This is a genomic window from Methylosinus sp. RM1, assembly GCF_011378635.1.
GTDB lineage: Bacteria > Pseudomonadota > Alphaproteobacteria > Rhizobiales > Beijerinckiaceae > Methylosinus > Methylosinus sporium.
The window spans coordinates 188,440-209,103 of sequence record NZ_WOVC01000003.1 but is presented as its reverse complement, the minus strand read 5'-3'; the positions used below and the strand labels follow the sequence as shown (position 1 = coordinate 209,103).

At 64.2% G+C, this 20,664-nt stretch carries 17 protein-coding genes and 1 pseudogene; 6 read left to right on the top strand and 12 right to left on the bottom strand.

The genetic code is table 11. The features are described 5' to 3' along the window. The first annotated feature begins 1 nt into the window (after position 1). Both FMZ75_RS03320 and FMZ75_RS21865 read left to right on the top strand, forming a co-directional pair. Positions 2-439 carry a GtrA family protein gene (locus tag FMZ75_RS03320; protein WP_166141294.1) on the top strand — a complete coding sequence of 146 codons (438 nt, stop codon included), beginning with the start codon at positions 2-4 and terminating at the stop codon, positions 437-439. Between the two features lie 277 nt (positions 440-716). Then, positions 717-1,253, top strand: a pseudogene (locus FMZ75_RS21865) (TonB-dependent siderophore receptor); the annotation flags it as partial. 914 nt (positions 1,254-2,167) lie between these two features. On the opposite strand, the gene dctA reads toward FMZ75_RS21865, so the two are convergent. The 4 genes from dctA to mtnC all read right to left on the bottom strand — a co-directional run bounded on the left by dctA (position 2,168) and on the right by mtnC (position 5,559). Next, positions 2,168-3,484: a C4-dicarboxylate transporter DctA gene (dctA, locus tag FMZ75_RS03305; protein WP_166141293.1), complete on the bottom strand. Its 1,317-nt coding sequence runs from the start codon at positions 3,482-3,484 to the stop codon at positions 2,168-2,170. Positions 3,485-3,566: 82 nt separating this feature from the next. Next, positions 3,567-4,514 (bottom strand): aldo/keto reductase, encoded by a 948-nt coding sequence (locus FMZ75_RS03300; protein WP_166141292.1) that lies wholly within the window; start codon positions 4,512-4,514, stop codon positions 3,567-3,569. 26 nt (positions 4,515-4,540) lie between these two features. Then, a complete protein-coding gene (locus tag FMZ75_RS03295; RefSeq protein WP_108917533.1) occupies positions 4,541-4,870 on the bottom strand; it encodes a ferredoxin in 330 nt (109 codons plus the stop codon). Positions 4,871-4,872: 2 nt separating this feature from the next. Then, positions 4,873-5,559 carry an acireductone synthase gene (mtnC, locus tag FMZ75_RS03290; RefSeq protein ID WP_166141291.1) on the bottom strand — a complete coding sequence of 229 codons (687 nt, stop codon included), beginning with the start codon at positions 5,557-5,559 and terminating at the stop codon, positions 4,873-4,875. A gap of 344 nt (positions 5,560-5,903) precedes the next feature. Between mtnC and uvrA the strand changes: the two genes are divergently transcribed. Then, positions 5,904-8,939, top strand: a complete 3,036-nt coding sequence (uvrA, locus tag FMZ75_RS03285) for an excinuclease ABC subunit UvrA (RefSeq protein WP_166141311.1) — start codon at positions 5,904-5,906, stop codon at positions 8,937-8,939. Positions 8,940-8,943: 4 nt separating this feature from the next. Here uvrA and FMZ75_RS03280 read toward each other — a convergent pair whose 3' ends face one another. From FMZ75_RS03280 to clpS, 4 genes are all read right to left on the bottom strand, one after another. Then, positions 8,944-9,429, bottom strand: a complete 486-nt coding sequence (locus FMZ75_RS03280) for a DUF2059 domain-containing protein (protein ID WP_166141290.1) — start codon at positions 9,427-9,429, stop codon at positions 8,944-8,946. Between the two features lie 91 nt (positions 9,430-9,520). Next, positions 9,521-10,624 (bottom strand): glycosyltransferase, encoded by a 1,104-nt coding sequence (locus FMZ75_RS03275; protein ID WP_166141289.1) that lies wholly within the window; start codon positions 10,622-10,624, stop codon positions 9,521-9,523. 137 nt (positions 10,625-10,761) lie between these two features. Beyond that, positions 10,762-13,263 carry an ATP-dependent Clp protease ATP-binding subunit ClpA gene (gene clpA / locus FMZ75_RS03270; RefSeq protein WP_166141288.1) on the bottom strand — a complete coding sequence of 834 codons (2,502 nt, stop codon included), beginning with the start codon at positions 13,261-13,263 and terminating at the stop codon, positions 10,762-10,764. A gap of 13 nt (positions 13,264-13,276) precedes the next feature. Next, complete coding sequence (gene clpS, locus FMZ75_RS03265) at positions 13,277-13,705, bottom strand: ATP-dependent Clp protease adapter ClpS (protein WP_108917527.1); 429 nt, start codon at positions 13,703-13,705, stop codon at positions 13,277-13,279. 445 nt (positions 13,706-14,150) lie between these two features. Here clpS and FMZ75_RS03260 point away from each other — a divergent pair, with 445 nt between their 5' ends. Both FMZ75_RS03260 and FMZ75_RS03255 read left to right on the top strand, forming a co-directional pair. Next, positions 14,151-14,477 (top strand): hypothetical protein, encoded by a 327-nt coding sequence (locus FMZ75_RS03260; protein ID WP_166141287.1) that lies wholly within the window; start codon positions 14,151-14,153, stop codon positions 14,475-14,477. Positions 14,478-14,728: 251 nt separating this feature from the next. After that, complete coding sequence (locus FMZ75_RS03255) at positions 14,729-16,276, top strand: DEAD/DEAH box helicase (RefSeq protein ID WP_166141286.1); 1,548 nt, start codon at positions 14,729-14,731, stop codon at positions 16,274-16,276. A gap of 11 nt (positions 16,277-16,287) precedes the next feature. Here FMZ75_RS03255 and FMZ75_RS03250 read toward each other — a convergent pair whose 3' ends face one another. From FMZ75_RS03250 to FMZ75_RS03235, 4 genes are all read right to left on the bottom strand, one after another. After that, positions 16,288-16,566, bottom strand: coding sequence for a (2Fe-2S) ferredoxin domain-containing protein (locus tag FMZ75_RS03250; protein ID WP_166141285.1), 279 nt, complete (start codon positions 16,564-16,566; stop codon positions 16,288-16,290). Positions 16,567-16,661: 95 nt separating this feature from the next. Next, positions 16,662-17,141, bottom strand: a complete 480-nt coding sequence (rlmH, locus tag FMZ75_RS03245) for a 23S rRNA (pseudouridine(1915)-N(3))-methyltransferase RlmH (RefSeq protein WP_166141284.1) — start codon at positions 17,139-17,141, stop codon at positions 16,662-16,664. 69 nt (positions 17,142-17,210) lie between these two features. Then, entirely contained in the window at positions 17,211-17,555 is a 345-nt protein-coding gene (gene rsfS / locus FMZ75_RS03240; RefSeq protein ID WP_108917559.1) for a ribosome silencing factor, read from the bottom strand. A gap of 598 nt (positions 17,556-18,153) precedes the next feature. Continuing rightward, positions 18,154-19,125: a quinone oxidoreductase gene (locus tag FMZ75_RS03235; protein WP_166141283.1), complete on the bottom strand. Its 972-nt coding sequence runs from the start codon at positions 19,123-19,125 to the stop codon at positions 18,154-18,156. 169 nt (positions 19,126-19,294) lie between these two features. Here FMZ75_RS03235 and FMZ75_RS03230 point away from each other — a divergent pair, with 169 nt between their 5' ends. Beyond that, positions 19,295-20,641, top strand: coding sequence for an FAD-dependent monooxygenase (locus FMZ75_RS03230; protein WP_166141282.1), 1,347 nt, complete (start codon positions 19,295-19,297; stop codon positions 20,639-20,641). Positions 20,642-20,664 lie beyond the last annotated feature (23 nt).

Below are 20,664 nucleotides of genomic sequence, written 5' to 3'. Positions count from 1 at the left end.
CATGACCATTGAAGCCGGAACGTACGGCTCCGAAGCCGGTAAGGAAGGAGGTCGTTTCCTCCTCTTCGTGACGCTCGGGGGATGCGCCGCGGCCGTCAATTGGCTATCGCGCTTTCCGTTGGAACATTTCATGCCGTTTTCGGCGGCCGTCGTCGTCGCCTATCTAGCAGGAATGGTAATCGCGTTCACTCTGTTCAGCCGCTACGTTTTTCCGCACTCGCCGCGACCGCTCGTCGAACAGGCGAAATTTTTCGCGCTCGTCAATCTCGCCGGCATAACTCAGGTCTGGCTGATCTCGATGGAACTCGCGCATCATCTTTTTCCAGCGCTCGGCTTCAGTGGCCCATTCGCCGAGCCAGTCGCACATGGCCTAGCCATTGGCGCACCGACCGTCTCGAGCTATTTTGGACATAAATTCTTGACGTTCAAAGGCGCCTGACCGATCGGAGTCGTGCACGCCTCATCTACACATGACATTTATCAAAATGGCTCGACGCGATCGTGGTCGAGTAGCTCGGCCATTCGGCTTCGCCTGTCGGAGGCGAGGACATTGCATCCGAGCGCCAACATCGGAGCGCTCTATGCTCTCGGCGAAGAACTTCGCCACCACGCCTCTCCGGATTCGATTGCCGAATTCTCGCGACCGATCTGAATTTCGCGTCCGATGAAACAATCGCGCTCGCGCCCTTCGAGCGGATCATCGCGTTTCGGACTATGTAGTGACGCGCCAGACGATGGACGATCGGCAGGCGATCTCCGTCGGCGAGGCGCTGCTCTCCAATGTCAGCGGCGTGACGCAGGGCATCAGCGGCATCGAGCTGTTCACGGTGCGCGGCTTCTATAGCACCGTCGGCAATGTCTACAAGAACGGGCTGATGGAATATAGGCTGCGCAATCTCGACACGTCCAACCTTCAATCAATCGAAGTGCTGAAAGGTCCGGCGGCCATGCTGTTCGGCAGAGGCGAGCCCGGCGGCATCATCAATCTGGTCGTCAAGCGTCCGCTCGAGACGCCCGATTTTTCATTGCACCAACAGGTGAAATCCTTCGGCGAAACGCGAACGACGCTCGACGCCACCGGGCCGCTGAACGACGAAAAGAGCGTTCTCTACCGTTTCAACGGCGAATTCTACAGCACCGATTCCTATCGCAATTTCGTGACCGATCGGAATCTCTTCATCGCGCCGACGATCACGATTCGTCCGATCGAACAATTCAAGATGAACATCGACTTCGAATATCAGAACAAGACCTCGCACTTTCATCGGCTCTCTGCGCGTGGAGTTCTAGAGTTTACAGCCGAAGCGGACGCCGGTTCGGCGTTGGAAACACGTCAAAACAAATGCCTAGAGTCTTTCCGCATTTCAATGAAACACGGAAAGACTCTAGCCGAGCGCATGTGCCGCCAGCGCATAGGCGATCCAGACAAACCCCACGGACGACACGAGGAAGCTCAGAGCCGTGTAGACCTTCCACAAAGGCTTGCTCCAGAAGCTCGGATCGAAGGCCGCGATGGTGAAGACCGTCGGATTGGAAAATCCGCCGATGGCGACGCACCAGCAAGCGATAAGGGGAAGCTCGACTCCGGAGCCGTAGAATCCGACGCCGAACAGCGCCATCAACGCATAGTCGACATGCGCTCTGATCATCGTCTTATAATCGATGACGAAGCTGTCGACGGCCTTTATCGGGAACCATTTCGCGAATGTCATCAGCCACGCTGTCGTAATGAGAGCGATGATACAGGCCGCGGAGCTGACAAGCAGGATTTTCATCGGCGTTTCCTTGTAATTTTTCAGTGGCCTAGCCTGTTCTCATCCGGCGTGGTCGCTCGCGGCTCTAGAAAATTGCCCGAGTATCTTTGGGCAATTGTCCCGACAGCGGAGAAGTTCCCGGCGGCCGGGGGCTGCAGGAAGCGAGGGCGCCATGACGGCGGCGGCAGGGAACCTCGAACGCGCCCGAGCATCGGGACCGCGCCTCGTCTTCGGCAGATCGACGCGGGAGACGCCGAAGCGACGAGACGCGGCGCTGAAGATCGATCTTTGGCGTGGACCCACGAGCGCGAATGGCGCGAAGATGGCGGACGCGCCTCGCTGAGCGAGAGCGCTTCGACCGAAGGCTCTCTCTTTCCTCGCCCGGCGCTTTCCGACCGACCGGCGCGCGGTCTCTATTCCGTCGCGACGGCGGTCTCGACGTCGCTCGGGTCGATGCGCCGCGCGAGGCCGGCGGCGAGCTTGTCGTGATCGAGCTCGCCCTCCCACCAGGCGACGACGATCGCCGCGACGCCATTGCCGCAGATATTGGTGAGCGCGCGGCACTCGCTCATGAATTTATCGACGCCGATGACGATCGCCATGCCCGGCGCAAGGCGCGGATCGATGGAGGAGAGCGTCGCGCCGAGCGTGATGAAGCCAGCGCCGGTCACACCGGATGCGCCTTTCGAGGTCAGCATGGCCACAGTGAGAATGACGAATTGCTGCCCCGCCGTCAGATGCACCCCGAGCGCCTGCGCAATGAACAGGCTCGTCAGCGTCATATAAATATTGGTGCCGTCGAGATTGAAGGAATAGCCTGTCGGCACCACGAGGCCGACGACGGATTTCGAGCAGCCCAAACGCTCGAGCTTCTCCATCAGCTGCGGCAGCGCGCTCTCAGAGGAGGAGGTGCCGAGCACGATCAGCAATTCGTCGCGAATATAGGCGAGGAATCGCAATATATCGAAGCCGACGATGCGCGCGACGAGGCCGAGCGCGACGACGACGAATAATATGGAGGTGAGATAGAAAGAGCCGACGAGCCATGCGAGGCTCATCAACGATTGCGAGCCATATTTGCCGACCGTGTAGCCCATGGCCCCGAAAGCGCCGATCGGCGCAGCCTTCATCACAATGGCGATGACGCCGAACATGGCGTGGCCGGCCTCGTCGATGAAGCCGCGCAGCGCCCTGCCCCGCTCGCCCAGCGCCATCAGCGCGAAGCCGAACAGGATGGAGAACAACAGCACCTGCAGAATATCGCCCTTGGCGAAGGCGCCGATGACGCTATCGGGAATAACGCCGAGCACGAATTCCGCCGGCGTGCGCTGCGCGGCGGGCTCCAGATATTTGGCGACGGCGGCGGGGTCCGCCTTGCCGGAAAAGCCTTCGCCCGGCCGCAGCGCATTGCCGACGAGGAGCCCGAGCGCGAGAGCGCCGGTCGAGACCACCTCGAAATAGATCAGCGCCTTTATGCCGACGCGGCCGACCTTGGCGGCGCTCTCGAGATGCGTGATGCCGGAGACGATGGTGCAGAAGATGATCGGCGCGATGACCATTTTGATGAGATTGACGAAGCCCTTGCCCATCGCCTCCATCCAGGGGCTCCGGGCGAGGTCGGGGAAATAGACGCCGAGCAGCGCGCCGAACACGATCGCCGCGAGCACCTGGAGGTAGAGGCTATGCGCGTTTTTGCGCGGCACGGCCTCGGCAATGGCGGCTGCGGTCAATTTTGGTCCCTCTCCAGCTATTCGATCGACTGTTCCTAGACCTGGAGAAGAGAGCCGGCAATGGCGAGCCGAGAACGGCCGCTCACGCGCTCACCATGTCGAGCCGCATCAGCGTTCGCGGATCGAGCGTCAGCGTCAGCGCGCCGAAAATCTCTGTGAGCTGGGCGACGCTCGTCACGCTGACGATGGGCGCGGTGACGCCGGACTGCGCCAATAGCCAAGCGATGGCGATCTGCGCCGGCGTGGCGCGAAATTGCGCGGCGGCGCGGTCCAGCTCGCGCAATATATCGAGGCTGCGCTCGTCAAGAATGCCCGCGACGACGGCGCCGCGCGCCGCGCCGACCGTATCCTCCATGGAGCGATATTTGCCGGTGAGGAAGCCTGCCTCCAGCGCGCGGAAGGGGATGACGCCCAGCTCTTCCTCGAGGCACAGCCGGCGCAGATCGCCCTCGTAATAGGCGCGGGTGACGAGATTGTAATGCGGCTGCAGGCAGGAGAAGAGCGGCAGCCCGTGCGCTCGCGCGGCCGCCAGCGCCTCGGCGAGGCGCGGCGCCGAATAATTGGAGGCGCCGATGGCCCGCACCTTGCCGCTCTGTATGAGCGTCGCGAAGGCTTCCAGCGTCTCCTCGAAGGGCGTCGCCGTATCGTCGAAATGCGCCTGATAGAGATCGATGCGATCGGTTCTCAGACGGCGCAGCGAGTCCTCGGCCGAGCGGATGATATGCGCGCGCGAGAGCCCCTTGCCCACATCGGGCATATTGCCGCCGACCTTGGTGGCGATCAGCACGCGCTCGCGCTTGCCGGTCGCCTTCAGCCAATCGCCGATGATCGTCTCGGACTCGCCGCCGCTATGGCCGGGAACCCAGGTCGAATAAGTGTCCGCTGTGTCGAGCAGAGAGAAGCCACGATCGACGAAGGCGTCCAGAATGGCGCCGGAGGCCGCCGCATCGGCGGTCCAGCCGAAGACGTGGCAGCCAAGCGCCAGCGGCGCGCAGGCGAGGCCCGAGCGACCGAGCCGACGATGTTCCATCGAAATGCTCCGCTTCCGGCTCACAGCTAGCAGTTGCTGTAATCTTCCGGGGCGATGCGGACGTGCATGCCGTCGAGGCTCGAGTCGAATTTCATCTGGCAGGCGAGGCGCGAATTGATCTCGCGATTGGCGGCCTTGGCCAGCATGATGGCCTCGGCGGGCTCCATGGGGGGCATGGCGACGCCCTCGGGCAGATCGACATAGATTTGGCAGGTGGCGCAGGTGCAGCTGCCGCCGCATTCCGCGACCAGCTCCTCGACGCCGGATTTGCGGATCAGCTTCATCATCGTCGCGCGATCCTTGCCGGCGATCTCCGACCGCGTTCCGTCGCGCGTTTCGAGCGTGAATTTGGTCATCGTCACTGTCCGATGTTCAAGGAGAGCAAATCCGCGCTCACGGTATGGCGGCTCGCCACATTTCCATCGCGCGCCATGCGGACTGTCGCGAGGCCCGCCGTCTGGGCGGCGTCCAGCTCCTCCTCATTCTCCGACAGCACGAGGACGGAGCCGGCGGAGAGGCCGAGATTTTCGCAGAGGTCGCGATAGGAGCCGGGCTCGATCTTCTGGCCGAGCGTGGTGTCGAAAAAGCCTTCGAACAGAGCCGTCACCTGCTCGGAGGAGGAATGGCTCAGCAGCAGCTTCTGCGCCAATTCCGAATTGGAGGAGTAGACGAAGAGGCGAAGCCCGGCCGCGGCCCAGGCCGAGAGACAGCCGGCGACATCGGGATAGAGCTCCGCCGCGAGCGCGCCGGCCGCATAGGCCTCCTGCCAGATGAGGCCCTGAATGATCTTCAACGGCGTCGCCTTGCGGCCCTGCTTCATCCAGCGCAGCAGCAGAGATTCCGCCTGAGTGGGATCGAGCTCATAACCGCCCATGAGACGCCCGGTCTCCTCCAGCGCCTCCTCCACCTCCTCATCGGAGGCGTGCTCGTCTATATAGCCGCCGAGCCGCGTGGCCGCGAGCGGCAGCAGCGTGTCGTTCATGAAGGTCATGGGCAGGACCACGCCTTCGAGATCGATCAATATGGCGCGAATGGGCTCGCTCATCGCGTCGCCTCCGCCGCGCAGAATTGTCCGAATAACGCCATCGAAGCGCGCGCCTTTCCCGGTTGTTTCGGGACAGGCAGCATGATTTGTGCCGCGTCCTGCTCGAGGCTGTGGATTACCGCGCCGCAGCATGGCAAGAAGGGCTGGAGGGCGTAAGATCGCGCCGGCCCGAGAAAATGGGCGCATTCCACCCTCCCCTGCAGGGGGAGGGTCGGACGGCGGAGCCGTCCGGGGTGGGGTGCGCCGCGAGACTCGGGGAGACACCCCACCCCGCGCCTTCGGCGCGACCTTCCCCCTCACAAGGGAGGGTGAGACCGCCCGCCGCTCCAGTTCTGGTCGTGCCCATGCGAAGCTCGAAAAAATCCGCCGCCCAAGCCTCTCTCGACGAGCTGTTCGACGGCAAGGTGATCTCCATTCGCGGTGCGCGCGAGCATAATCTCAAGAATGTCGATCTCGTCATTCCGCGCGACAAATTCGTCGTCTTCACCGGCCTCTCGGGCTCCGGCAAATCCTCGCTCGCCTTCGACACGATTTATGCCGAGGGACAGCGCCGCTATGTCGAATCGCTCTCCGCCTATGCGCGGCAATTCCTCGAGATGATGCAGAAGCCGGACGTCGATCAGATCGACGGCCTCTCGCCCGCCATCTCCATCGAGCAGAAGACGACCTCGAAAAACCCGCGCTCCACCGTCGGCACGGTGACGGAGATTCACGATTACATGCGCCTGCTGTGGGCGCGCGCCGGCATTCCCTATTCCCCGGCGACAGGCCTGCCGATCGAGAGCCAGACCGTCTCGCAAATGGTCGATCGCGTGTTGGCGCTGCCGCAAGGCGCACGTCTCTATCTGCTCGCGCCCGTCGTGCGCGGCCGCAAGGGCGAATATAAAAAAGAGATCGCCGACTACACCAAGCGCGGCTTTCAGCGTCTGAAGATCGACGGCGTCTATCACGAGATCGCCGACACGCCGCCGCTCGACAAGAAATTGAAGCACGATATCGACATTGTCGTCGATCGCATCGTGGTGCGCTCCGACATTGCAGCGCGCCTCGCCGATAGTTTCGAGACGGCGCTGGAATTGGCCAATGGCCTCGCCGTGGTGGAATTCGCCGACAGCAAGCGCGCAGAAGGCGGCGACGCCCCGACGGCGGCGACGCCCGCCGCCTACGCCTCCACCCATTATGTGGCGGATCACATCGTCTTCTCGTCGAAATTCGCCTGCCCCGTCTCCGGCTTCACTATTCCAGAGATCGAGCCGCGGCTCTTCTCGTTCAACAATCCGTTCGGCGCCTGCCCGGTCTGCAGCGGCCTCGGCCAGGAGCAGGTGATCGATCCCGATCTCGTCGTTCCCGATCCCAAGCTCTCGCTGCGCAAAGGCGCCATCGCGCCTTGGGCGAAATCATCCTCGCCCTATTATGGGCAAGCGCTGGAATCGCTCGGCCGTCACTATAAATTCCGCATGGACACGCCGTTCGAGAAGCTCGAGCAATCGGTGCGCGACGTGCTGCTGCATGGCTCCGGCAAAGAGGAGATCCGCTTCTCCTATGACGACGGCGCGCGCGCCTATGATGTGAAGAAGCCTTTCGAAGGCGTCGTCGCCAATCTGCAACGCCGCTTCCTCGAGACGGACAGCGAATGGGCGCGCGAGGAAATCGGCCGCTATATGTCGGCCGAGCCTTGCAAGGCGTGCCTCGGCTATCGCCTGAAGCCGGAAGCGCTCGCCGTGAAGATCGACGGCTTTCATATCGGCGAAGTGTCGGACCTCTCTGTGCGCGCGGCGCTCGACTGGTTCCGCGCTCTGCCGGAGAAGCTCGACGCCAAGCGCAATGAGATCGCGCATCGCATATTGAAGGAAATACGCGACCGCCTCACCTTTCTCGTCGATGTCGGACTCGATTATCTGACGCTCTCGCGCGCCTCCGGCACTTTGTCCGGCGGCGAGAGCCAGCGTATTCGCCTCGCCTCGCAGATCGGCTCCGGCCTCACCGGCGTGCTCTATGTGCTGGACGAGCCGTCGATCGGCCTGCATCAGCGCGACAACGACCGGCTGCTCGACACGCTGCGACGGCTGCGCGATCTCGGCAATAGCGTCATCGTCGTCGAGCATGACGAGGACGCCATTCTCTCCGCCGATTATGTGGTCGATGTCGGCCCCGGCGCCGGCGTACATGGCGGCCATATCGTCTCCAAAGGCGCGCCGCAGGAGATTATGGACGATCCCAATTCGCTCACCGGCCAATATTTGACCGGCGCTCGCCAAGTGACCCTGCGCCATGCGCTGCGCAAGCCCGACCCCGGCCGCTGGCTGAAGATCAGCGGCGCACGCGGAAACAATCTGAAAAATGTCGAGGCGAAGATTCCGCTCGGCCTCTTCACCGCCGTCACCGGCGTCTCCGGCGGCGGCAAATCCACGCTCGTCATCGAGACGCTGTATAAAGCGGTGGCGCGGCGCCTCAATGGCGCGCATGAGCATCCGGCGCCCTTCGACAAGATCGACGGGCTCGAGCATATCGACAAGATCATCGATATCGACCAATCGCCCATCGGCCGCACGCCGCGCTCCAATCCCGCGACCTACACAGGCGCCTTCACGCCGATCCGCGAATGGTTCGCCGGCCTGCCGGAGGCGAAAGCGCGCGGCTATGCGCCGGGGCGCTTCTCCTTCAATGTGAAGGGCGGACGCTGCGAAGCCTGCCAGGGCGACGGCGTCATCAAGATCGAGATGCACTTCCTGCCCGACGTCTATGTCACTTGCGACGTCTGCAAGGGTAAACGCTACGATCGCGAGACGCTGGAAGTGAAATATCGCGAGAAGTCCATCGCCGACGTTCTCGACATGACCGTGGAGGAAGCGGCCGTATTGTTCAAGGCCGTGCCGGCGATCCGCGACAAGATGGAGACATTGAAGCGCGTCGGCCTCGATTATATTCGCGTCGGGCAGCAGGCGACGACTCTCTCCGGCGGCGAGGCGCAGCGCGTGAAGCTCGCCAAGGAACTGGCGCGCCGCTCCACGGGCCGCACGCTCTACATTCTCGACGAGCCGACGACGGGCCTGCATTTCCACGATGTCGCCAAGCTGCTCGAGGTGCTGCACGAGCTCGTCGATCAGGGCAATAGCGTCGTCGTCATCGAACATAATCTCGAGGTCATCAAGACGGCCGATTGGATCATCGATCTCGGACCCGAGGGCGGCGATGGCGGCGGCGAGATCGTCGCAGCCGGACCGCCCGCCGACATCGTCGCGGCGAAGCGCAGCCACACCGGCCGCTATCTCGCCGAAGTGCTGAAGCGTCGTCCGCCGCGCGCGGAGAAGGCGAAAGCGGCAAAAGCGGAGAAGGAGGCGCCAGCGCCACGCCGCAAGCGCGCCGCGCAGGAGCAGTGAGACGTCAGATCGAATAGCCGCGCTTGCGCAGCTCGGATTTGAGATCGGTCTGCAACGACTCGCCGACCTTGACGCCCCAGGCTTTGCCGATCTCCATTCCGCTCTTGGCGAGCTGACCCATTTTCACGGCGAGCTTCGAGCCTGTCGGCGATTTATAGAAGCTCAGCACATCGCGAAGTTCCGCGACGCTGAAATTATCGGCGTAGATGGCGGCCATCTGGCCTGTCAGCTCGTCCAGACTGGCGATGAATTTCGCCTGCATCCGCGGCGATATTTCTGCGAGATCCTTTTCGAGCTTCGGATTTTGCGTCCCGAGCAGCGATTTGATCTGCTCCATCAGCGCCGGCAGCATTTGCTTGGCCGTATCCGTCACATGCATGGCGACGAGCAGCTCCTTGGCGACGGCGATGCGCTCGCCCCTGTCGTCGGCGCGCGCCGGCGCGCCGCAGAGCGTGAGCAGCACGGCGAATGACGCGAAAAAAAGTCTCATGCAATCCTCCCGATGAAACGCGCGCATATCATACGCTAGGACGCGCGCGCCCGAAAGCGCCACGGTCGAGGCTCGCGGGAGGAGAGATTGCTCAGCGCTTCGCTTCGCGGGCCGCGAAATAAGAGTCGATCCTCTCGCGCATCTCGCGCAGAAACCGCTCCTCGCCGAAGCCGAGCGCATGAGCGCGAATGCGCTCGGACGAAAATTCCATGCGCTCGAAGCGCGCGACCGCCTCACTCAACGCGTCCACCGTCTGTGTCTCGAAGAAGACGCCTGTCTCATTCTCGACAACAGTCTCGGTCGCGCCGCCGCGGCGGAAGGCGATCACCGGACGTCCGCTCGCCATCGCCTCGAGTGGCACGATGCCGAAATCTTCCTCGCCCGGAAAGATCAGCGCGCGGCAGCGCGAATAATGCCGCATCAGAACGTCGAAAGGCTGCGGGCCGAGCACGGACACGGTCGCGCCAGCGCGATGGCGGATCGCCTCCAGATTGGCGCCGCCGCCGATCACGACGAGCTTCTTGCCGCTCGCATTGAAGGCGTCGATGGCGAGATCTGGCCGCTTATAGCCGACGAGCTCGCCGACCATCAGATAATAATCGCCGATCTCGTCAGCCGGCGCGATGGAGAAAGCGTCGGCGGCGACGGGCGGATGCACGACATCGGCAGAGCGGCGATAATAGCGCTCGACGCGATGCGCGACCGTCGTCGAATTGGCGATGAAATGATCGACGCGCGTTGCCGACAGCGCATCCCAATTGCGCAGATAATGCGCGAGCGGCGGCATCAGCAGCCGCGTGAGCCGGCCGGATTCCTCGCGATATTCATGGTACATGTTCCACAAATAGCGCATCGGCGAATGGCAATAGCAGACATGCAGCGCCTCCGGCGGCGGAATGATCCCTTTCGCGGGCCCGGACTCGCTCGAGATGACGAGATCATAGCCGCGCAGATCGAGCTGCTCGCAGGCGAGCGGCATGAAGGGCAGATATTGCCGATAATATTTCGCCGCGCGGGGAAGCGATTGGATAAAGCTGGTCGTGATCGGACGCGAGCGGATCATCGGCGAGACGGCGGCCGGATCGATGACGTGGGTGAAGAGATCGGCCTGCGGAAACAAGCGAATCAGGGCTTCGACGACCTTCTCGCCGCCGCGCATGCCGACGAACCAATAGTGAACGATCGCCACACGCATCTATGTTCCTACCTCGACGCTCACCCACTTCGACTCTCGGACAAACGCGCAGGAGCGCGCAAACGACGAAGCCGGGCATGAGCCCGGCTTCGAGAATACAGTCGAAGTCATTAACATCCCGTGAGGATTTCGCGCGCTCAATTCTTGAGCGGCGTCTCCGGAACGCTGCGCGGACGCGCGCTGGCGCTGCGCGGCGCCGGCTCCCCCTTGCCCGCATCCTTGCCGCCGTCGCCGTCCTTCGCCTTGCGGCTCTTGCGCGGCTCGGCTCCGCTCTCCGCCGCCGACGCCCGCTTCTTGCCGGCCTCGACAATGTCGCGCTCGGGACGCGGCAGCACCGGACCCTCGGGGAAGACGAAGCCCAGCGTCTTGGCGCCGTCGTCGTCCGTCACCACCACCACGCGCACCGCGCCGCCATTCTTCAACCGGCCGAACAGCACCTCGTCGGCCAGAGGCGTCTTGATGTGCTGATGGATCACGCGGCCCATTGGACGCGCGCCCATGGCCTGGTCATAGCCATGCTCGACGAGCCAGGACCGCGCCTCGTCGGAGAGCTCGATCGTGACATTGCGGTCGGCGAGCTGCGCCTCGAGCTGCAGGATGAATTTGTCGACGACGCGGGCAATCACCTCCTCCGGCAGATGGCCGAAATGGACGATCGAGTCGAGACGATTGCGGAACTCCGGGGCGAAGAGGTGATTGATCGCCTCATTGTCCTCGGCGCTATGCGTCTTGCCGCGCGTGAAGCCGATGGGCTTCTTGGCGAGATCGGCGGCGCCGGCGTTGGTCGTCATGATGAGGATCACATTGCGGAAGTCGATCTGCTTGCCATTGTGATCGGTCAGCTTGCCGTGGTCCATCACCTGCAGAAGGATGTTGAACAGATCGGGATGCGCCTTCTCGATCTCGTCCAGCAGCAGCACGCAATGCGGATGCTGGTCGATGCCGTCGGTCAGCAGGCCGCCCTGATCGAAGCCGACATAGCCGGGAGGCGCGCCGATGAGCCGGCTCACCGTATGGCGCTCCATATATTCCGACATGTCGAAGCGGATCAGCTCTATGCCCAGCGAGGTGGCGAGCTGGCGCGCCGCCTCCGTCTTGCCGACGCCGGTCGGGCCGGAGAAGAGATAGCAGCCGATCGGCTTCTCGGGATCGCGCAGGCCGGCGCGGGCCAGCTTGATCGCCGAGGTAAGCGCCGTGACCGCCTTGTCCTGGCCATAGACGACGCGCTTCAAGGTCTCGTCGAGATGGGCGAGAACCTCCGCGTCGTCCTTGGAGACGGTCTTGGCGGGGATACGCGCCATGGTCGAGATCGTGGTCTCGATCTCCTTGAGGCCGATCGTCTTCTTGCGCTTGGACTCCGGCACCAGCATTTGCGCGGCGCCGGTCTCGTCGATCACGTCGATCGCCTTGTCCGGCAGCTTGCGGTCATGGATGTAGCGGGCCGAGAGCTCCACCGCGGCCTTCAGCGCCTCGGTGGTGTAGCGGATCTTGTGGAACTCCTCGAAATAGGGCTTGAGGCCCTTGACGATCTCCACCGCATCCGGGATCGACGGCTCATTGACGTCGATCTTCTGGAAGCGCCGCACCAGAGCGCGGTCCTTCTCGAAATATTGGCGATATTCGCGATAGGTGGTCGAGCCGATGCAGCGCAGCGTGCCCTGGGCCAGCGCGGGCTTCAGCAGATTGGAGGCGTCCATCGCGCCGCCGGAGGTTGCGCCGGCGCCGATCACCGTATGGATCTCGTCGATGAAGAGGATCGCATTCTTATGCGCCTCTATCTCCTTGATGACCTGCTTCAACCGCTCCTCGAAATCGCCGCGATAGCGCGTGCCGGCGAGCAGCGTGCCCATGTCGAGCGCGAAAACCGTCGCGCCGGCGAGCACTTCGGGAACCTCGTTCTGAATGATCTTGCGGGCGAGGCCTTCGGCGATGGCCGTCTTGCCGACGCCCGGATCGCCGACCAGCAGCGGATTGTTCTTCTGCCGGCGGCAGAGCACCTGCACGGTGCGCAGCACCTCGGACTCGCGGCCGATCAGCGGATCGATGCGGCCGTCGCGCGCCTTGCGGTTGAGGTTGACGCAATAAGCCTCGAGCGCGCCTTCCTTCTTGCGCTGCTCGCCCTCGCGGCCCTCGCGCCCCTCGCCCCGCTCCGCCTCGTCCTCGACGCCGCGCGGCGCGCGCGAGCCGTCCGAGAGGCCGGGCCGCTTGGCGATGCCGTGGCTGATGTAGTTCACCGCGTCATAGCGCGTCATATCCTGCTCCTGCAGGAAATAGACGGCGTGGCTCTCGCGCTCGGCGAAGAGCGCGACCAGCACGTTGGCGCCGCTCACATCCTCGCGACCGGAGGATTGCACGCTGATGATGGCGCGCTGCACGACGCGCTGGAAGCCGGCGGTCGGCTTGCAGTCGCCTGCCGATTCATTGACCAGATTGTCCAGCTCGTGATCGATATATTCGCGCAAATTTTTGGCGAGCAGATCGAGATCGACCGAGCAGGCGCGCAGCACGGCGGCGGCGTCCTGGTCGTCTATGAGGCTGAGGAGCAGATGCTCCAAAGTCGCATATTCATGATGCCGCTCCCTCGCCGAGGCGAGCGCGCGGTCGAGTGACTGCTTCAGGTTGCGCGAGAATGTCGGCATCGATCGTCCGCCCTCACTTCTTTTCCATGATGCACTGAAGCGGATGCTGGTGCTTGCGCGCATAGTCCATCACTTGCGTGACTTTCGTCTCCGCCACCTCATAGGTGTAGACGCCGCATTCGCCGACGCCGTGATTATGCACGTGCAGCATTATCCGAGTGGCTTCTTCCAGGCTCTTGTTGAAATATTTACGCAGAACGATGACCACGAACTCCTGGGTCGTGTAGTCGTCGTTGAGCAGCAGGACGCGATACATGTTGGGCCGCCGCGTCTGCGTCCGCGTGCGGGTGATCAGCGCCGTTCCCGACCCACCGTCGCCGCCGCCGCCGCTCTTTCGAGGCTCTTTCCCGGCCGCATGGGGAGACGCGCGGCGTTCCGTAGCGAAGGGAACCCGGCTGTCGAGTGTAAGATCGTCGATCACTGTCACCTCGGCTTTCCTCATTCCCCTTTCCGAAGTTTCGCCCGCGACAGGCCCGTCCGGCGTATGCGTAGCATTCTCCGTGCCGCGGGCCCCTCGCCGACTTTCGCGGAGCGGGCGAAGCGGAGAGACGCCGAGTGTTCTTTCTCGCGGGAGCATTGGCAAGACCCGAAAAGCTGAAACCGCCCAAAAAAACTCCGAGGCGCGCCTCGGATGCGACGCCTCCAGCGCGCCGCCGTCCACAATACGCCTAGGACATAATGTGCCGCAGCGGCGGAACAAGTGAATGAGGCGCGCGAGGCGCGACCCGGCGCCGCGATTGGGTTTCCAAAGGGCGCCGCCAATAACTCGATTCCGCCCCCGCGACGGCGCACCTGTCGAAAACCACGAGCGTAAACGCGTCCTTTACCCCCGCCGCGTAAAATCGAGGCCGGTCAAAAAGCGTGGCGCGCAATCAAAAGAGGCGCGAATGACGATGCTGGATCGGTTTCGGCGGGACACGGCGGGCAAGCTCGTCGAAAAAGTTGCCTTGGGTTCGGCTGTGCTGGCGCTCGCCTGCGTGCTCGGCGCCAACGTCCTGTCGGCAAAGTTACAAAATGGCGAGCTGCCGCGTCTCGCTTTTGTTCACAAAGAGGAGCGCGGCCGCGTGCAGGCGGCGGCGGCTCAGCCCGCGGCGACGGCTCAGCCTCTGCATCGCATCGGCTTCGTCGGCGTGGATCACACCGCCACCGGCTCGATCGCGCCAGGCCAAAAGGCCGTCGCGCCGGCCACGCCCTGCGGGCCCGGCTCGAAATAGGGCGAAATCGAAGCGCGCGCGGCCGCTACCCCCGCGCGCCGCTCATGATGCGCCGCGTCAATTCCATTGACATCCGACGCGTTCGGCTTCAAGCATGGCGCGCGTCTTGCTCCCCAGACGACGAGCAGAACGCCAGCGGAACACAAACGTCATTTGCGACGGTCCCGCCTCTCGAGGACGACGCGCGCCCCCGCGGCACACGCGCGCCCTTCCCTTGCCAAATGTCATGAAAGCCGCGACCAGGACAATTGATGACCTTCGACGAACTCGGCCTTTCCCAAAAGGTCCTCGCGGCCGTTGAGGCGTCCGGCTACACCAAGCCGACGCCCATTCAGGAACAGGCCATTCCTCCGGCGCTGCAGGGGCGCGACATTCTGGGCATCGCCCAGACGGGCACAGGCAAGACGGCGGCGTTCACGCTGCCCATGCTGTGCCGGCTCGAGCAGGGCCGCGCCCGCGCACGAATGCCGCGCACGCTGATTCTCGAGCCGACGCGCGAGCTCGCCGCGCAGGTCGAGGCGAGCTTCGCCAAATATGGCGCGAATCACAAGCTCAATGTCGCGCTGCTGATCGGCGGCGTCTCCTTCGGCGATCAGGAAGCCAAGATCATGCGCGGCGCCGATGTGCTGATCGCGACGCCCGGCCGCCTGCTCGACTTCTTCGATCGCGGCAAGCTGCTGCTCACCAATATCGAGATCCTCGTCATCGACGAGGCCGATCGTATGCTCGACATGGGCTTCATCCCGGACATAGAGCGCGTCTGCAAGCTGGTGCCCTTCACGCGGCAGACTTTGTTCTTCTCCGCGACGATGCCGCCGGAGATCACGCGCCTCACCGAGGCTTTTTTGCACAATCCTGTACGAGTCGAGGTGGCGCGCGCCTCGACGACGGCGGCGACCATCCGCCAGGCGCTGGTCGCCACCCATGGCCACGCCGAGAAGCGCGAGACGCTGCGCCGGATCATCCGCGGCGCGGACAGTTTCAAAAACGCGATCATCTTCTGCAATCGAAAGCGCGATGTCGCCATATTGCATCGCTCGCTCGACAAGCACGGCTTTTCCGCCGGCGCGCTGCATGGCGATATGGACCAGCTCGCGCGCATGGCCTCGCTCGACGCCTTCAAGAATGGCGACGTCAATCTCCTCGTCTGCTCCGACGTCGCGGCGCGCGGCCTCGATATTCCCGACGTCAGCCATGTCTTCAATTTCGACGTGCCGACGCATAGCGAGGATTATGTCCATCGCATCGGCCGCACCGGCCGCGCCGGCCGCTCGGGCACGGCCTTCACCCTCGTCACCGACGACGACCGCAAATATCTCGATCAGATCGAGACGCTGATCGGCAAGAAGATCGATTGGGAGGGCCCCGGCCTCGACGAGTTGCCGCCGCCCTCCGAAGCGCCTGCCCGTGAATCGCGCGGACGCGGGCGCTCGCGCAGCAGCGGCGAGCGGAGCGGCCGACGCGCCGCGCCAGAACGCGAGGCCAGAACAGAGCGTGAAGCAAGGTCCGAGCGCGAGCCGCGTCGCGAGGCCCGGCAGGAGCGTGAGCCGCCTCGAGAGCGCGCCGGCCGCCAAGATCGCGCCGCCCAAGATCGCGAGGCGAGACCAGAGCGGGAGGCGAGGCCGCCGGCCAGGCCGGCCCGTCCCGAGCGGCCGCCGACCTATGGCGATCGGCGCGACCGCCGGCCGACGCGCCAGCCGGAGGACGACGGGCCGCCGGTCATCGGCCTCGGCGACCATATTCCATCCTTCCTGCTGCGCCCTGTGGTGCTCAAGCCGGCCAAGGTCGGGGAAGAATAAGGCGTTTTCACTCAGCCGGCGAGCGCCTCGACGACGAGATCGAGCATCTGCTCTATGTCCGGATCGGCGTGAACGTCGCCGGACGGCTCGATCCGCACCATGGGGATTCCTCGCGAGCAATGGCGCAGGCAGCTGCGCCGCGCGCAGGCGATTTCGCCGGCGGCGATCCCTTTGCCGAAATCGAAGTCGAGCGCCTCGCTCAAGCGCTCGTGCAGCGCGCTCCCGCGTCCCTCGCGGTCGCAGACGTCTCCGACGCAGACGACGAAGCGTATCAGTGGCGGCTCGGTCATTTCGGTCCTCTGGCTCTGATCGCGGCCGACCCTCGAGATGCAATCATCGTGTCCCTTCGCTCCGTGTCCCCTCGGCGGGGACGCATGAAGGCGCCTCAGGCGCGATGATACGGATGTCCGGCGAGAATGGTCGTCGCCCGATAGATCTGCTCGGCGACGAGAATGCGCACGATCTGATGCGGCAGCGTCATGCGCCCGAAGGAAAAGACCGCGCCCGCCTTCTCCCGCACCGCAGGCGCCAGCCCCTCCGAGCCGCCGATGGCGAACCACAGCGATTTCGCGCCTTTGTCACGTTGGCTCGCGACCATGGCGGCGAAATCGGCGCTGCTGGCGGCGGTCCCACGCTCGTCGAAGACGACGAGCTTTGCGCCGGCCGGCAGAGCGGCGAGCAGTCCTTCGCCCTCCTGCGCCATGCGCTCGGCCGGATTGCGCGCCCTGCTCTCGTCGATTTCCTGAAGATCGAGCCCCACGAGCCCGAGATTTCGCATCGCCGCGATGCGGGCGGCGTAACGCGCGTAGAGATCGCGCTCCGGGCCGGCCTTGAGCCGCCCGACACAAAGAATTCCGAGACGCATGTCCCCTTACGGACATTCGCGTCGAGGCGAACGCCGCCCTGTCTCGTTTCGCCCCCAGCGGCGCCGCTTTTAGACCGCGCGCAGCTCGCTCGGCCGCGCGCCGCCCCACATTTTCTCGAGGTTGTAGAACTGGCGCACCTCGGGCCGGAAAATGTGGACGATGACGTCGCCCGCGTCGATCAGCACCCAATCGCACTGCGGCAAACCCTCGACGCGCGGAGCGACGAGACCGGCCTCCTTGCAGGCTTTGAGCAGCTTGTCGGCGATGGCGCCGACATGCGTGGTCGAGCGGCCGGTCGCGATGACCATGTCATCGGCGATCGACGTCTTGCCGCGCAGATCGATGGAGATGACGTCCTCGGCCTTGGAGTCGTCGAGGCTGGTGAGGACTTTTTGGACGATGGAGCCGGCGATCTGGCCGATCGGCCCGGAAGCCGGCTGAGACGGCGCGCGCGCCGCCCCGGGAAGACTTGTCGTCAGCTTGTGACCCTCATGCTTCGCGGCGCTGGCGCCGCGTCCTTCAAGATGTGCCGTTTTGAGCCCGAATGCAACCGCGCAGAAGCGCGCGCGGGAGCGAAAGCGCGCGGCAAAGACGGCGCTCGCCGTCCCTCGCAGGCCCGACACATCGACATAAGCTTCTATTAATCATAGAAAAAGGCGGAAAGACGCGCGGCCCGAGCGAGGGCCGCGGGCGGAAAAAAACCCGGCGAGAACGCCGGGTTTTGGAAGTGGGCCCCGGCCCATCGTGAGGTGGGAGGAACCTCGAAGCCGGAACAATTGCGGAGCCTATCCGATTCCGCGAGGCTGCGCCCGGCATAAAAGGTCGCATTTGTCCAGGCTTGGCCGCGAAAAGCGCTCACACGGCCGCGCTCGAGCGCCGCCCGAGCGGGCGGGGCCGAACATAGCGATTCGGCAGCGCCCGCAAATTCAATCCGCTAAATTCTGCGACCTGCGCCGCAACGCCCGCGCTGTGACCAAAATGTCACATCTGCGAAGATTTTGCGGCGACGGCTCAGGGGACGAGCACGAGCGCGCCTGTCGTGCGCCGCGCCTCGAGATCCGCATGGACGAGAGCGGCGTCCTCAAGCCGATAGAGCGCCGGCCGCTCGAGCCGCAATAGGCCCTTTTTAATCGCGCGGACCACGTCGTTCGTCATCTTCTCATAATCCTTGCGCCGCGCGATGTGAGCGAAGAGCGAGGGGCGCGTGGCGAAGAGCGAGCCTTTTTGCGACAGGAGATTTATGTCGAAAGCCTCGATCTTGCCGGAGGCCGAGCCATAGCTGACGAAAAGTCCGAAAGGCTTCAGGCAATCGAGCGAAGCGGGAAAAGTCGCCTGGCCGACGCCGTCATAGACCACGTCGCAGAGCTTGCCGCCGGTGATGTCCCGCACGGCGGCGGCGAAATCCTCGCTGCGATAGAGAATCGTATGCTCCGCGCCCGCCTCTTTGGCGATTTTCGCCTTCTCCGCGTCGCCGACGGTGGCGATCACGCGGGCGCCGAGCGCGCTTGCCCATTGGCAGAGCAATTGGCCGACGCCGCCCGCCCCCGCATGGACGAGAATGCGGTCGCCTTCCTTCACCTTATAGGTGCGGCGCAGCAGATATTGCGCGGTGAGCCCTTTGAGCATCATCGAGGCGCCGGTCTCGAAAGAAAACGATTTCCGCAGCTTCACCAGCGCGGCCGCAGGCAGATTACGCGCCTCCGCATAGCCGCCGAGCGGGCCGACATAGGCGACGCGATCGCCGATTTCGAATTCATCGACGCCCTCCCCGAGCGCGACCACCTCGCCGGCGCCCTCGAAGCCGGGGACGAAGGGGAGCGTCGAAGGATAGGAGCCGCTCCGCAAATAGACATCGATGTAATTGACGCCGATCGCCTTCTGGACGATCTGCGCCTCGCCCGGGCCGGGCGGAGGAAGCTCGACATCCTCATAGCGCAGAACCTGCGGCCCGCCGGTCTCGTAAATGCGTATCGCCTTCACCATGATCTTCTCCGAATGGCTTCGCGCAAAAAATCCGCGGCGATTGCGACCATGGATTGACGCAGGCGACAAAGCCAACAGATTTTCGAGTAGCGACGGAAAGCCGCCGGCGGACGGCTTCGCCTTCCCCTCCCCTTGGTGTAGAAGGATTCCCGAAACGGAGACGAAGCATATGGCCGAGATTATAGCGGGCGAAAGCCCTGCGATCGACACGCAGATTCTCGTGGCCGGCGCCGGCTCCACCGGCATAGCCGCCGCCCTCGCTTTCGCGAAGGCCGGCTGGCGCGTGACGCTCTCCGGGCGCTTTCCTCCGCCTCTGCCCGGCCGCACCATCGCGCTGTTCGAAGCCTCGGTGCGCTTTCTCGATTCGATCGGCGTGCTGGAGAAGGTGCGCGCCGCCGCCTGTCCGATCGAGACGATCCAAATGATCGACGACACGGACCAGCTTCTCCCCGTGCCCGATCTCGTGATGCGCTCGGAGGAGATCGATCTTCCCGCCTTCGGCCTCAACGTCTCCAATGACGAGCTGACCGCGATATTGCTCGAGCACGCGCGCGCCGAGCAGAGCTTCGAGATCGTCGAGAGCGACATCGCCGACTATGAATTCGAGGACGACGGCGCCGCCGCGATCCTCACCGACGGGCGCCGCATCGCCGCCGATTTCATCGTCGCCGCCGACGGCCGCGCCAGCCGCGCACGCGCCGCCGCCGGCATAGACACGAAGGAATGGACTTATCCGCAGGTCGCTCTCACCGCCCTGCTGCGCCACGAGCTGCCGCACGACAATGTCTCGACCGAATTTCACACGCGCTCGGGCCCCTTCACTCTGGTGCCGCTGCCGCCGCGCGAGGGCGCGGAGCATCGCTCCAGCCTCGTCTGGCTGATGAGCCCGCGCGACGCCAAGCGCCGCCTCGCCAAGCCGCGCGACGAGCTGCAATATGAGATGGAGGACTACTCTCGGGAAAAACTCGGCTCCATCACGATCGAGAGCGGCATTGGCGAGTTCCGCATGGGCGGGCTGCAAGTGTCGCGGCTCACCGCGCCGCGGCTCGCGCTGGTCGGCGAGACCTGCCATGTGTTTCCGCCGATCGGCGCGCAGGGGCTCAATCTCAGCCTGCGCGACGTCGCCGATCTCGAGGATTGCCTCGCCAGCGTCGATCTGCGCAATCCCAAGGAGCTTTCGCGCGCCCTGATGCGTTACGAAATGCACCGCCGCGCCGATATCGGCTTCCGCACCCATGGGGTCGATCTGCTCAATCGCTCGCTGATCATCCCTTATCTGCCGATCGATCTCATTCGCGGCGCCGGCTTCATCGCCATGACGGCGCTCGGCCCGCTGCGCCGCGCGGTGATGCGCGAGGGCGTGGCGCCGCATCTCGCGCAGCCGCGGCTGATGCGCGACGAGGCGCCGAAGGAACCGCGAATGCGCGGCAAGCGCCCGCGCGGGCCGGAGGCGATCGTCGACGCGGCGAAAGGCGCCTTCGCCCATTTGCGCGAGACCGCCTCGCGCCTCGGCTGACGCGCGCTCCTTCTCCCGCATGC

What these genes read in the sequence shown, in the direction of transcription:
- FMZ75_RS03320 (WP_166141294.1), top strand. Translation starts at nt 2, where the DNA reads ATGACCATTGAAGCCGGAACGTACGGCTCCGAAGCCGGTAAGGAAGGA.
- FMZ75_RS03300 (WP_166141292.1), bottom strand. Translation starts at nt 4,514, where the DNA reads ATGGAACATCGTCGGCTCGGTCGCTCGGGCCTCGCCTGCGCGCCGCTG.
- FMZ75_RS03295 (WP_108917533.1), bottom strand. Translation starts at nt 4,870, where the DNA reads ATGACCAAATTCACGCTCGAAACGCGCGACGGAACGCGGTCGGAGATC.
- mtnC (WP_166141291.1), bottom strand. Translation starts at nt 5,559, where the DNA reads ATGAGCGAGCCCATTCGCGCCATATTGATCGATCTCGAAGGCGTGGTC.
- uvrA (WP_166141311.1), top strand. Translation starts at nt 5,904, where the DNA reads ATGCGAAGCTCGAAAAAATCCGCCGCCCAAGCCTCTCTCGACGAGCTG.
- FMZ75_RS03280 (WP_166141290.1), bottom strand. Translation starts at nt 9,429, where the DNA reads ATGAGACTTTTTTTCGCGTCATTCGCCGTGCTGCTCACGCTCTGCGGC.
- FMZ75_RS03275 (WP_166141289.1), bottom strand. Translation starts at nt 10,624, where the DNA reads ATGCGTGTGGCGATCGTTCACTATTGGTTCGTCGGCATGCGCGGCGGC.
- clpA (WP_166141288.1), bottom strand. Translation starts at nt 13,263, where the DNA reads ATGCCGACATTCTCGCGCAACCTGAAGCAGTCACTCGACCGCGCGCTC.
- clpS (WP_108917527.1), bottom strand. Translation starts at nt 13,705, where the DNA reads ATGAGGAAAGCCGAGGTGACAGTGATCGACGATCTTACACTCGACAGC.
- FMZ75_RS03260 (WP_166141287.1), top strand. Translation starts at nt 14,151, where the DNA reads ATGACGATGCTGGATCGGTTTCGGCGGGACACGGCGGGCAAGCTCGTC.
- FMZ75_RS03255 (WP_166141286.1), top strand. Translation starts at nt 14,729, where the DNA reads ATGACCTTCGACGAACTCGGCCTTTCCCAAAAGGTCCTCGCGGCCGTT.
- FMZ75_RS03250 (WP_166141285.1), bottom strand. Translation starts at nt 16,566, where the DNA reads ATGACCGAGCCGCCACTGATACGCTTCGTCGTCTGCGTCGGAGACGTC.
- rlmH (WP_166141284.1), bottom strand. Translation starts at nt 17,141, where the DNA reads ATGCGTCTCGGAATTCTTTGTGTCGGGCGGCTCAAGGCCGGCCCGGAG.
- FMZ75_RS03235 (WP_166141283.1), bottom strand. Translation starts at nt 19,125, where the DNA reads ATGGTGAAGGCGATACGCATTTACGAGACCGGCGGGCCGCAGGTTCTG.
- FMZ75_RS03230 (WP_166141282.1), top strand. Translation starts at nt 19,295, where the DNA reads ATGGCCGAGATTATAGCGGGCGAAAGCCCTGCGATCGACACGCAGATT.